The 13,324-nt window shown below is 31.4% G+C and carries 10 protein-coding genes; all 10 read right to left on the bottom strand.

Annotated features, from left to right (window positions below):
* Window positions 1-3 precede the first annotated feature (3 nt).
* The 10 genes from eda to LRR82_RS09755 all read right to left on the bottom strand — a co-directional run bounded on the left by eda (window position 4) and on the right by LRR82_RS09755 (window position 13,290).
* Window positions 4-963 (bottom strand): bifunctional 4-hydroxy-2-oxoglutarate aldolase/2-dehydro-3-deoxy-phosphogluconate aldolase, encoded by a 960-nt coding sequence (gene eda / locus LRR82_RS09710; RefSeq protein WP_249029234.1) that lies wholly within the window; start codon window positions 961-963, stop codon window positions 4-6.
* 16 nt (window positions 964-979) lie between these two features.
* A complete protein-coding gene (locus LRR82_RS09715; protein WP_249029235.1) occupies window positions 980-1,318 on the bottom strand; it encodes a cupin domain-containing protein in 339 nt (112 codons plus the stop codon).
* A 10-nt stretch (window positions 1,319-1,328) separates the two neighbouring features.
* A complete protein-coding gene (locus LRR82_RS09720) occupies window positions 1,329-3,209 on the bottom strand; it encodes a heparinase II/III domain-containing protein (RefSeq protein WP_249029236.1) in 1,881 nt (626 codons plus the stop codon).
* A 9-nt stretch (window positions 3,210-3,218) separates the two neighbouring features.
* Complete coding sequence (locus LRR82_RS09725) at window positions 3,219-4,616, bottom strand: MATE family efflux transporter (RefSeq protein WP_249029237.1); 1,398 nt, start codon at window positions 4,614-4,616, stop codon at window positions 3,219-3,221.
* Between the two features lie 197 nt (window positions 4,617-4,813).
* Window positions 4,814-5,566, bottom strand: coding sequence for an SDR family NAD(P)-dependent oxidoreductase (locus tag LRR82_RS09730; RefSeq protein ID WP_249029238.1), 753 nt, complete (start codon window positions 5,564-5,566; stop codon window positions 4,814-4,816).
* Between the two features lie 20 nt (window positions 5,567-5,586).
* Window positions 5,587-7,578 carry a DUF4962 domain-containing protein gene (locus LRR82_RS09735; protein WP_249029239.1) on the bottom strand — a complete coding sequence of 664 codons (1,992 nt, stop codon included), beginning with the start codon at window positions 7,576-7,578 and terminating at the stop codon, window positions 5,587-5,589.
* Between the two features lie 18 nt (window positions 7,579-7,596).
* Window positions 7,597-9,348, bottom strand: a complete 1,752-nt coding sequence (locus tag LRR82_RS09740; RefSeq protein WP_249029240.1) for a sodium:solute symporter family transporter — start codon at window positions 9,346-9,348, stop codon at window positions 7,597-7,599.
* A 278-nt stretch (window positions 9,349-9,626) separates the two neighbouring features.
* Window positions 9,627-11,381, bottom strand: a complete 1,755-nt coding sequence (locus LRR82_RS09745; RefSeq protein ID WP_249029241.1) for a sodium:solute symporter family transporter — start codon at window positions 11,379-11,381, stop codon at window positions 9,627-9,629.
* 502 nt (window positions 11,382-11,883) lie between these two features.
* The gene (locus LRR82_RS09750; protein ID WP_249029242.1) at window positions 11,884-12,633 is read right to left on the bottom strand and encodes an IclR family transcriptional regulator; all 750 of its coding nucleotides are present in this window, start codon (window positions 12,631-12,633) and stop codon (window positions 11,884-11,886) included.
* Window positions 12,634-12,822: 189 nt separating this feature from the next.
* Window positions 12,823-13,290, bottom strand: a complete 468-nt coding sequence (locus LRR82_RS09755) for a MarR family winged helix-turn-helix transcriptional regulator (protein ID WP_249029243.1) — start codon at window positions 13,288-13,290, stop codon at window positions 12,823-12,825.
* Between the last annotated feature and the right edge of the window lie 34 nt (window positions 13,291-13,324).

A 13,324-nucleotide genomic window follows, 5' to 3' on the forward strand; every position in this document is an offset into this window, starting at 1 on the left:
CTCCTATTTTTGAATTAAATGAATTGCAAATCCTGCAACTTCATGTTTGAAATAAATAGTAATTAGTTTGTCTCCATTATATAAAGCAGCATCCATATTAAACTCAAAACCTTGGTTTTCTAAATATGCTTTTGCACGATTTGCATCATTTGTAGCAATCGCAATATGTCCTTTTGTTCCTAAATAAGGGCTTTTCATTGCTTCAATCGCACTACCTGCAAAATAAGAAGCTTTCTTTTCTGTTGCAGTAAATCCAAACATTGCCTCAAACATTTTTACTGTTTGTTTTGCTTGATCATCATTTTCACAGTTAATCCCTACATGACGTAATTCAAAACCAAACATCGTCATTAAGGCTTCTTTTGTAAGTCTTGTGATTTCATCAAATTTACCAGCTTTTACTAAGTCTCCACTTACCATCCAGCTTCCACCACAACATAAGATTTTATTAAACGCTAAATATTCATTTACATTATTAGGATTGATTCCACCTGTCGGCATGAATTTCATATTTGTATAGGCTGCAGCCATTGATTTAATCATATTTAATCCTCCAGCAGCTTCTGCTGGGAAGAATTTTACAGTATCTAAACCTAATTCAATTGCTTGTTCTACTTGACTAGGACTAGTAACACCAGGTGTTACAGGGATTCCTTTTTCTACACAGTATTGAACCACTTTTGGGTTTAATCCTGGACTTACAATAAATTTTGCTCCTGCTGCCACTGCAATATCCACTTGTTCTACTGTTAAAATAGTACCTGCTCCAATTAACATGTCAGGATATTCTGTTGCCATAATACGAGTTGCTTCCACTGCTGCTTCTGTACGGAAAGTAATTTCTGCACAAGGTAACCCTCCATCGCATAATGCTTTTGCAAGAGGTGCTGCATCTTTTACATCATCTATTACGACTACTGGTACAATTCCGATTTGTTGTAATCTAGTTAACACTTCGTTCATTTGTCTTCTCCTTGACCTATTTCTTTAAAAAGTCTTCTCTTTGTGGTGTGAAAATATCTAAAAGAACTGTGTCTTCTAAACATACACATCCATGTAATGATTCAATTGGCATAAATACAGAGTCTCCACCTTTAATAATTTGTTTCTCTCCATTTACTTCAAACTCTAAACATCCACTGATACAATAAGATACTTGTTCATGAATATGGTGATGTAAATCTCCAATAGCACCTTTTTGAAAATGTACTTCCACAATCATCATATCTCCACCACGAGCTACAATTTTTCTTTTAATTAAGTCATTCACTTGTTCAAATTCAATTTCTTCATTAATAAAATAATAATCTCTGTTCATCTTATTCTCCTTATTTTTCAATTTCCCATACAGCATTAAATGTAGCTGTTTTATTTTTTGTTCTTAAAATAATCGCTGTTCTAAATCTAGATACTGGATTATCATAAGTTTGTGCCATAAATACATCTTTATCTTTTGTATCAATGATAGAAGTTAATGTTACTTTTCCTAATTTCCATTGTAATCTTAATTCATCACTACTTACTACTTTACGGACATCTTTTAAATGTTCATATCCAAATGCATCATATTCAATCTTTGCAGGAGTAGATGCTACTTCTGTTAATAATGTTGCTTCACTATGGAAAATCCAATCTAATTGATGTTCTTCTTTTGATTCTACTCCAAAACTATCTGTAAATCCATGATCACTAATTTCTACACGTCTTTGATAATCAACACCTTCATAAACATCTTCTACTAAAGAATGACAGATTGTATCATTAAATTCAACAATTTTTCCACCTTCTGTAGAAACATGATTTTTCCCATCTACTAATACCGTATTATGAGATAATGAATGTCTATGCCATTCATTACAAAGCTTTGATCCATAACCTGTATTTGATAAATCTCTTGATAATGATAATCCTTCTACCATTACTTCAATATTCATTTTATCAGGATGAGCATGAGAAGGTCCTCTATGACCATATTTCATAAAGACATTTATATGATCATTTTTAAGCATTCCAAAATATGAATTTTCAAAACAAGTAGAAGTTCTTTTGATTTCACTACGATTGTTTATATCTAAATCTGGTAAACAAGACATACGTTCAAAACTAATTTCATTGTTATAATAGAAAGGTTTTGATAATGGGAACTCGACTCTTTCACTTGGATTTGCACAAATATTTTTATAAATATTTCCTACTTCACTATCTTCTCCAAATACTTTAGTAGCTAAACAGTAAATATATTCATATGATTTTAATGTTACATTTGGCCATCCATCATTTGGATTTGGTAAGATATCGTTATCAAATGCATAATGATAAGCACGGATTAACATTTCTTCTACTAATCCTTTTGATGCGAATTCTTGTCCATGTAACTGAGCAAATGCCATTAAGTCTACTACACCTTCTAATAAGAAGAAGTTATAATGAATTGATCCTTCATACCAGAATTTATCTCCTGTAACACCTTGTTTTAATTGTTCATTAATACCAAATTCACCTTTGAATACTAAATCAATAAATGATTGATTTTGTGTATATAAACCAATAACACCTACTGCTGCATTTAACCAACAAGGGATGTTATGAATATGTGTGATTTGAGGAATTAAGATATCAGTAATCGGAATAAATAAGTTTTTATTTAAACCTTCTAAGAATTCTTCTTCTAATTCACCTTTTAATAATTCTAAAGAAATAATAATACGAATAGCAACAATTGCTTCATTTAATCCTTGAGGCATTAAACGAGCTGCTCCACCAACATCAACTGTTAAACCACTTTCATCTACAATTTTATCTTTGGCATGTAATGCGAATTCTACATAATGATCAGAATAGAAACCTAAGATTTTTTTATATTCTGTTAAATATTTAGAATCTTTTTCAACACGATATAATGTCGCTAATTTCATTAATGTTAAAATTGCTGTATTACGGTAAAAATATCTCCATACATTATCAAATGTTTTATTTTGATATACTGTATGACATAATTGACAAACATGTTCATGTGGTTTATCTAAATCAAAGATCAGTCTTTCTCCATCTTCAGGACAGAAATAATTATGTCCCCATTCACTTAAATATTCAGGTGAATCATGAAATTCATTACAAAACTTTTCTGCTTCTTTTTTCATTGATTCTAACATTTCCATATATTTAGGATTCGTTGTTAGAATTTGTTCATTTATATCAAATATTTTCATTTATTGCTCCTATTCGAACACTACTTGTTCTTCTTTTATTTCTATACTTTTATTTTTCTCTATTCTACCATCAATGATTGTCTTTTTCATGAACAAATACAAACCAATTGAAAATAGTCCACTTAATATATTACTTACCAACATTGCATACCAAATACCATATTCACCAATCCCCCAAATAGGTTGAGAGAAAATAATAACAACTGGTACTCTAAACACATAAATTCTCATTAAACTAACAAATAAATTAAACTTTGTATCCCCTGTTCCTTGGAAAATACCCATTGCACATTCTGTCATTCCCCAGGGAATAATAGATGCACTATAGATACCCATTGCATTAATAATATGTTGATACGTTGGATCACTAGTATCCACAAATAATGCTGCAATCGATGATCTAAATGGCAGTAAGAATGCTATAAAAATAATAGCTAACGTTAATCCAAAACCTAAGGATTTCCATACTGCTTTTTTAACACGTTCTGGTTGGTTTGCACCCATGTTTTGAGCTACAATTACCGATAAACCTGTACCAAATGCGGTTACAGCTTTAAAGAAAACAGAGTTTACTTTGTTTGTGATTCCATAAGCTGCTAAAACTGGTTCTCCAAAAGCAAGTACATACTTGTTAATAATTATAAAACCCATTGATATTAATGATTTTTCAAATATTAATGGTAATGCTGTTACTAATAATATTTTAGTTGAAATAGAGTTTATTTTGTATTCACTTATTTCTAATTTTCTTTCATTTTTCTTAGAGAAAAAACTAATTAAACAAGTAGTAGCACAAATTCCTTGTGCTAATATTGTTGCTAGTCCAATCCCTGTAATTTCCCAATTTACTACAATCGTAAATAGGTAACAGAAAATGATTTTCATTATTAAAGAAAACATATTAATAGATATTGCTTTCTTTGTATTTCCTTGAGCTCTTTCAATTGCGAGATAAAGAACAGTAATAAAATTAAATACTACACCCCATGCTGTTAACATCAAATAACGACTTGAATCAGCTAATAAAGTATCTGTAATACCTGCTAAAAGTAATACTTCATTTGAAAAAACAAATGTTACGGCACTTATTATAAACCCAATCGTTACTCCAATGACAAATACATGGCCAATCATTCTACGTGCTTTTTGTTCATCATTAGCACCAATATAACGTGCTATTAAACTACACCCAGCTACCGATAGACCTGTTGCTACTGCATTTAATGTATCCTGAATAGGTCCTACAAAGGCAACACTTGCTACTGCTAAACTACCTACATTCGCAACAAAAAGACTATCTATAATACCATACATACCCTCTACCATATTGGTAATGATAATTGGTAAAGTTATCATCCAGATAACTGCGTCTAGTCTACCATTTAATATATTTACTTTCTCTTTCAAGATTTTCCCCTCTCCTAAACAATTTTTTATAAATCGCTCACTTTAAATAGTATAGTAGGTAAGCGAGGAATTCATTTACCTACTATATGTGTAAAATTACTAATTCATTTATTAAAAAAACTGGAAATTTATTTTCTTTTCGTTTTCCTTGCGGAATTCACAAATGAAAACTTCCTTTCCAGTTTGTTTAAATCTTCTTATAAGAAGTCTTGTCCACCATTAACTTGGATAATTTCTCCTGTTAAGAAAGAAGCTTTTTCACTACATAAGAATGAAATTACTGATGCTACTTCTTCAGGTTGACCAAAACGTTTCATTAAGATATTGTTTTTCCAAGATTCAAATACTTGAGGATTTGTTTTCTTAATGTTGTCATGGAATGGAGTATCGATAGTTCCTGGGCTTACTGCGTTAGAACGGATACCGTATTCTGCTAAATCTTTTGCAAATGCTCTTGTTAAAGTAACGATTGCTGCTTTACTTACACCATAGATACCAGCTCCTGGACCACCTGCATTCCATGCAGCATTTGATGCAAAGTTAACGATTGAAGCATTTTCACTTTTCTTTAAGAAAGGAATTGCTGCTCTTGTTACGAAGAATGCGCTATCTACATTTAATGCCATTACATTACGGTAGAAATCAGTAGTCATTTCTTCAAAACGAGAACGTCCTCCAAGTCCACCAGCGTTGTTTACAACAACGTCGATAACTCCGTATTTTTCACCAATTGCAGCTACACTTGATGCTACTGCAGCTTCGTTTGTTACGTCAAAGTTAACGTACTCACATTCTGCTCCTACTTCTTTTAATGATGCAATTGCAGTTGCTGCTTGTGCGTCATCAATTCCGTTAATTACTACTGTATAACCATCTTTTGCTAATGCTGTTGCAGTTGCTAAACCAATACCACCTGTTGCTCCTGTAACTAATGCTACTTTTTTACTCATTTTAATTTCTCCTTTTATTTTTAAATTTCAAATGTTGTTTCTGTTTGACCATCATGTATGATTACATACATACTGGCGTTACTTGTGATACCATATTGTTCAAATCCTTCTCTAGCAATACATTCATATTGCTTTTTAGCATGGATTGTTACTTTATGGTGATCTTGTACTACTTTTATATTTGCAGGAACAAAGCATTCAAACATAACTGCTTTTTTGCAGGCTTGCTTTGTTTCAAAATATAACGATTTAATTTCTACTCTACATACTTTGTCAGGCTCTTGTGTTGTCATTACTCCGACAACATCTTGATCGTATTGTTTTTCTGTTATTTCTACATCACTATGGATAACATACCCTAATTGCTTATTGTTTAATGCATAAGTATAAGCATTTTCAAAGTTCTTTGTTGCATGATTGTTTGTATTTGAGATAACTGAGAACTTATGGTCCTCTTCACTTACAAAACGGTCTAAGAATACCATGAATTCTAAATCATCACTAAAGACTGTTCTACTAACTTCTGTCATTTTTGCAGCTTCTTTATAGATTTTAGTTGTATCTCCATAGTACCCAACCATATCATCTTGATGAACATAATTCATTACATCACCACGATATTCATTAACAATATCAAAGTCAGGGTTTTGTGCTAATCTAGCTTTTGCTGAATCAACATAAACATCATTACAATCAAATACATCTGTGTATTGACCATCTACTAATAACACATTGTGATTGTCAGGCATAATATTTCTATTATAACCATCTTCACATGTTAAGAATTCACTTCCTTCAACATAGATATAAGCTAAGTTATCAGGATGATGATGTGATAATGATAAACAATCAATATTTTCTTTATAATACAATTCCCAAGCTTTATCCCATTGTTTTTTACCACCAGGAGCGCTACATTTAATTGTAAATACTTTTCCATCACGATCCCAAGTATTACGCATACTTAGTAATCCTAAATCTGGGAAATATTTTACTTTTGGTAACTCTGCTAAAGGTTTTGCTTCTACTTTTGGGCTAAACCATAAGAATTCAAATACTGCTTCTGGTAAAATACCAGGCTTCACTTTACTATTATTTGCTTCTATTTCTAAGAATTCATCTAAAACAATATTCGCAAATGTTTGTGCATACCCGTTATTGTACTCTGCAGCCACTTTATAATAAACACAAGCTGTATGTCCACTATGGCGATCATGTGCATCTCCATAGTTTAATTGCTGTGCTAGATCTGGTGCTGATTGATATAAACGATAATCGAATGTATTTCTTAAATACTCACTTGTTTCGAAGTAATTAATACCTTCTTGTACATTTAATAAGTGAGCATATACAAATAACCACATTCCACCATAACGCCAATAAACAACACCTTCATAATTAGAACCATCTTCTGGCATATATTCATATACTCTTTTAAAGTTTTCTTTGGCACTATCAATATATACTTGTCCATTTAAGCCATCTGCTTGTAATACATAACCAGCAGTAGCTAATCCATTTAAGTTGATCCAGTTATGGTTTTGATAGTATTGTGTTGCCCATCCTTCACCAGCTGTTTCTTCTTTGTAGTCATACATGATTTTTGCATGATGTTCTATTTTATTTGTGATTGTTTCTCTTAGTTCTTGATCTAAGTCTGCTTTTAACCAATCATAACCAAGTGATAATCCAAATAAAATCCAAGAAGCACTTAAATCTACATTTACTAAATGAGCGAATCCCCATTTTTCATAATTCAATACAGTATTAATAAATCTTTTTGCTTCCTTTAAATATTTATCTTCTTTTGTTAAGTTATACGCTAATGCTAAGTTTACAATTGCAATCCCCATATAAGTAGTACTTCCATCTGGATGTACTTCTGGTAATTCAAAAGTCGCATAACGATTTGCTTCTTCTAGAAGACGATTTAATTGTTCTTTCCTTTCATTGTGGGCTTGAGCCTTAAATGGCTCTAAGTCCCCAATGAACACATAATTTGTTTTTTGCATTTATAATTCCTCGTTTTTTTACGCTATTTTTGTCTTTTTCGCTGTCCAATATAATCCGATACCTGCTAATAATACGACTGCTCCTACTGCTACAAATACAAATCTACTTGCAAATTCATTTGGTATAAATACCATGAATGATATTGCTAATCCTGCTGCTATTAATAATCCACCTAATGTTTTTCTTTGTCTACAATCAGATTCAACTACTTTAGGATCCTCTTCATTTACAATTACTGGTGTTGCAATATTTGTAAAGAATAAGTCAACTTCTTTTTGTCTTTCTGGAGTAAACCCTTTAAAGAATAACATCGTGATAAAGAAGAATGGTGTTGTAATACATCCATGTAATACAATAGGTATCGTAAGAGAAGCCATATCACTATATTCTGCTGCTGTTAGTGAAATACCCATAAATGCACTTACCATATCAATATTACAAATAAATGCGATAAAGTATGATACTGCCATACCTACTACTAATGTTGCCCATCCAGCCCAGTCTGGTGTTTTCTTAACAAAGAATCCTAATACTGTTGGAATCATCATTGGCATTGCCAATAAAGAACCAACCATTACTGTTGCATTAAATAAGCTTGTATTTTCTAAACTATTAATAAATATTCCTACTGCAATAATGATTGCACCAAATAATAACGTCATTGCTTTTCCAAGTTTTAACATTGATTCATCAGATGCATCTTTATTAATAAATACTTTATAAACACTACGTACAAAGATAGCTGAATTTTTATTCAAAGCTGAATCCATTGATGACATCGTTGCTGCAAACATAGCCGACATCATTAACCCAACCATTCCTACTGGCATAAAGTCACGAACAAATACATAATATGTTGCATCCGTAATACTACTTCCTAATGCATCTAATCCCCATGCTGCTGTATCAGGACTAAATGCTGCCATAAACCAAGAAGGAACAAACCATAACAATGGTCCTACTGTCATTAATGCACAAGCTAATAAAGCAGCCTTTCTAGCATTTTTAGTATCTTTAGCACAAATATAACGATAAGATCCAATCATGTTATTAGTAGAAATAAATTGTTTTACAAAAGAACATAAAACCCATGCCCAAAATAACCACATATAATTATAATCAGAACCTGTTACTATTTTTTCTGGTAATCCTTGTGCAAAAATAACACTAAGTCCACCAGCTTTTACTACTGCTACAACAGTTGCTACAACTGATACCGCCATAATGATAACCATTTGTAAGAAGTCAGAAGCTACTACAGCCCAAGCTCCTCCACTAACAGACATTAAAACTACGATTAATCCTGTAATTACTATTGTTATATTCATTTCTACATTGAATACTGCTGCTGCAAATATCGCTAACCCATTTAACCAAATACCTGCTTGAATGATATTAATAGGTAGTGAAGCTAACGTAAAAGCTTGCTCATTTACTTTACCAAATCTCATTCTAACTCCATCAATTGGAGTTGTTACACGCATCTGTCTTGATTTTGCTGCAAAGAATAAATAGTTTCCAAAATAACCAACTGCATTACCAAAGAAAATAGCTGTTACTGCAAAACCATCTGTAAAACCTTTTCCGGCTGCACCTGTAAAAGTCCAAGCACTAAACTGAGTCATAAAGGCTGTGGCACCTACCATCCACCACAACATTTTTCCTCCACCTTTAAAATAATCACTTGTTGAATTAGAGAAAGTTCTAAAAATCCAACCTATCGCCATTAAAAATACGAAATACACACATACAACTAGAATATCTATCATGATATTTCCTCCCTATATTTTCTTATTCGTTCACATATAAGAACTTGGTTTTGTTGTTGGTACAAAAAATAATTGCTGTTTGTCGTTGTATTGATAATACGCTAGGTTTATATATATAAACTAAGTTTATTAATTACACATAGAGTATATTCAATCTTGTTTTGTTTGTCAATGAGTTTCCAATTATTTCATGTACAATTCATTGATTTCATCGTGCTTTTTACTTCATTTTTATTTAACATATTAGGAGCTATGCTCCCAATATGTTTTTTTATTTTTTAAACATGTTTTTTAGAGTTTTTAGCAGAAATAATTAATCCCATTCCAGCTACGAATACTACTACTCCTACTGCTACAAATACAAATCTACTTGCAAACTCATTTGGTATAAAGAACATACACGTTATAGCAACCCCTGCTGTAGCTAATAATCCGCCTAATGTTTTTCTTTGTCTACAATCAGATTCAATTACTTCTGGATCTTCTTCATCTACAACTACTGGCGTATTTGTATTTTCGAAGAATAAATCAACTTCTTTTTGACGTTCTGGAGAATATCCTTTAAAGAATAATTGACTTAATAAGAAGAATGGTGTTGTAATACATCCATGTAATACTACTCCTAAAGTAAGAGAAGACATATCACTATACTCTGCTGCAGTTAAAGGTATACCAATTACTGCACTTACCATATCTGCATTACATACAAATGCAATAAAGTAAGATACTGCCATACCTACTACTAATGTTCCCCATCCAGCCCAATCAGGTGTTTTCTTAATAAAGAATCCTAATAAAGATGGAATTAACATTGGTAAAGCTAATAAAGAACCAACCATTGTTGTAACATTAAATAAACTAGTATTTTCTAAACTATTAATAAATATCCCTACTGCAATAATAGTAATACCAAATAATAAAGTCATTACTTTTCCTAATTTCAACATATGTTCATCTGATGCATTTTCATTAATAAATACTTTATATACATTACGTACAATAATACCAGCATTTTTATTTAATGCTGAATCCATTGATGACATAGTTGCCGCAAACATAGCCGACATCATTAACCCAACCATTCCGACTGGCATAAAGTCACGAACAAATACATAATATGTTGCATCTGTAATACTACTTCCTAATGCTTCTAATCCCCATGTTGCTGTATCAGGATTAAATGCTGCTACAAACCAAGCTGGTACAAACCATAACAAAGGTCCTACAAACATTAAAGTACATGCTAGTAATGCTGCTTTTTTTGCATTTTTTGTATCTTTTGCACACATATAACGATAAGAATCAATCATATTGTTTGTTGATAAGAATTGTTTTACAAAAGAACATAATACCCATGCCCAGAATAACCACATATAGTTATAATCTGATCCTGTTACAATTCCTGCTGGTAAACCTTCTGCAAAAATAACACTAATTCCACCTGCTTTAATAACTGCAACTACTGTTGCTACTACTGATACTGCCATAATGATAACCATCTGTAAGAAGTCAGAAGCTACTACCGCCCAAGCTCCACCTGTTACTGACATTAATACTACAATTGCACCAGTGATAACGATTGTTATATTCATTTCTACATTGAATACTGCTGCTGCAAACACTGCTAAACCATTTAGCCAAATACCAGCTTGAATAATACTAATTGGTAATGACGCTAATGTGAAAGCTTGTTCATTTACTTTACCATAACGTAAACGAATTCCTTCAATTGGAGTAACCACTCGAAGTTGTCTTGACTTCGCTGCAAAGAATAAATAATTTCCTAAATAACCTACTGCATTTCCAAAGAAAATTGCTAATACAGCAAATCCATCTGTAAATGCTTTTCCTGCTGCACCTGTAAAAGTCCAAGCACTAAATTGTGTCATAAACGCTGTAGCACCTACCATCCACCACAACATCTTTCCACCACCTTTGAAATAGTCACTAGTTGAACTTGAGAAAGTTCGAAAAATCCAACCAATTGCCATTAAAAAGACAAAATAAACGCATACTACTAGAATATCAATCACGATAATTCCTCCTAAATTTTCTTTTCTACCATTGAAATCAAAAGACATTCTCATTGTCTATAATTCATATATATGAACTAAGTTTTACAATGTCTACAAAAAATAAATTATTGAATGAATACTTACTGCCATAAGTATTCTATTGAATAATCTTTTGATCCCGTTTCTTAAACTTTATACACCGGTATGTATCAGTTAAACGTTGATGATAAATTGTTCACATATACGAACCTGGTTTATCATTTACAACTAAAGTATAGTATGTCCTTTTTCTTTTGTCAATGAGTTATAGTTACTTTTGTGCACTTTTTCTCAAGGGATTTTTTTATAACCGTTTTCAATATCCTATTTTTCTTTATATTATATGTATTTTTTGACTTTTTTATGAACCTTTATTTTTTAAATTTTTTTTCATTCATTTATACAATATATCGTATTTTCCTATACAAAAATGTAAGGACTTACATTTTAGATAAAATAAAAACTAGAAGTGTTCTAGTTTTTATCCTCTGTACCCTAATGATTTCGATACATTATTCGCTATTAATTGTAATTCATTTGCCATTGCTTCATTGTCCATTTTCTCGTTATATACATCAGAAAGTGAAAGCGCCACGACTACTTTTCCAGTATAGTCAAATACTGGTACACCACAACAACTAGAAATACTACGATCTTCTTGCATCTCTATTGCATACCCTCTTTGTCTAGTAATATCTAATTCTTTGATCAATTTTTCTTTATCATTAATCGTATGTTCTGTTAAATGTTTAAATTCAATTTTATCAAGGATAACTTGTCTTTCTTTTTCTGGTAAAAACGCTAAAATAGCTTTTCCACTAGCAGTTGCATAGACATCTTTTCTAGCACCTAACGCACATGTTGCAAGCACTGCTTTAGGGGCAACATATTTACCCATGAAAACTAAATCTGTTCCATCTAAAATACTTACAAATGCTGTTTTATCATATTTATCAGCAATTGGTTTTAAACCTGCAAGACACTGATCTACGACATCTAACCCATTATAATATTTCATACCTAATGAAAAAGCTTTTACACCTAAACAGTATTTCTTTTCATTATAAGGCATTGTTCTTACGTAATTTAATTCATGCAATGACTGCACTATTACAAAGACACTACTTTTAGGATATCCGAATTCATTGACGATATCTTGTAATGTTACTCCTTCTTTTTTTTCACTAATATATTCTAGTATTTGCATGCTTCTAAATATTGTATTATTCATCTTAACCTCCCAATAAACTTAGTTCATAAATAAGAACTCCTATGTTATTGTATGTCTTTAAGGGCGGAAAGTCAATCACTAACAACTAATTTTTTAATAAATACAACCGCTTTCAATATTCTTCTTTTATTTATCTTTTTAGACAAAAAAAAGGATAGAGAAATTATGTTTCTTTGTCCTTTTTTATTATTATGATTTGTTTTTTTCTTTAAATCCTTTAAAGAATACAGTTAGATTCCTTAAGGAATCAATAAGATGTTTATCTTCTAGAGAAGATGTATCACTACATATACTATCAATCATTTCTTGATGGAATTTAGTATGAATTGCAATTGCTTTTTTACCTTTTTCAGTGAGAATAACACGCATAATACGACGATCTCTTTCATCTTTTATTCTTTGAACACATTTTTTTTCTTCTAATTTTTTAATTGCTGTTGTAACAGTTCCATTTGTTAGAGTTGCTTTTTTAGCTAATGAAGACATTGTTGGATTTTCAATACTTTCTATTGTTTCTAACATATGTATTTCTGTTACAGTTAAATTCTTTACTCCGTGTTCTTGTAAATAATCTTCTTCTATATCTAATATTTCATTAAATAATGTTACTAGTAACTCATTTATGATTTGTCTTTGATTTTCATCATGATTTGACATAATGTGCCTCCTATCGATGCTTTTCTATTTTTAA

Source organism: Tannockella kyphosi (genome assembly GCF_021054785.1).
Taxonomy (GTDB): domain Bacteria; phylum Bacillota_I; class Bacilli_A; order Erysipelotrichales; family Coprobacillaceae; genus Tannockella; species Tannockella kyphosi.

Coding starts and splice junctions, on each gene's coding strand:
- eda (WP_249029234.1), bottom strand. CDS start 963: ATGAACGAAGTGTTAACTAGATTACAACAAATCGGAATTGTACCAGTA.
- LRR82_RS09715 (WP_249029235.1), bottom strand. CDS start 1,318: ATGAACAGAGATTATTATTTTATTAATGAAGAAATTGAATTTGAACAA.
- LRR82_RS09720 (WP_249029236.1), bottom strand. CDS start 3,209: ATGAAAATATTTGATATAAATGAACAAATTCTAACAACGAATCCTAAA.
- LRR82_RS09730 (WP_249029238.1), bottom strand. CDS start 5,566: ATGAGTAAAAAAGTAGCATTAGTTACAGGAGCAACAGGTGGTATTGGT.
- LRR82_RS09735 (WP_249029239.1), bottom strand. CDS start 7,578: ATGCAAAAAACAAATTATGTGTTCATTGGGGACTTAGAGCCATTTAAG.
- LRR82_RS09740 (WP_249029240.1), bottom strand. CDS start 9,348: ATGATAGATATTCTAGTTGTATGTGTGTATTTCGTATTTTTAATGGCG.
- LRR82_RS09750 (WP_249029242.1), bottom strand. CDS start 12,633: ATGAATAATACAATATTTAGAAGCATGCAAATACTAGAATATATTAGT.
- LRR82_RS09755 (WP_249029243.1), bottom strand. CDS start 13,290: ATGTCAAATCATGATGAAAATCAAAGACAAATCATAAATGAGTTACTA.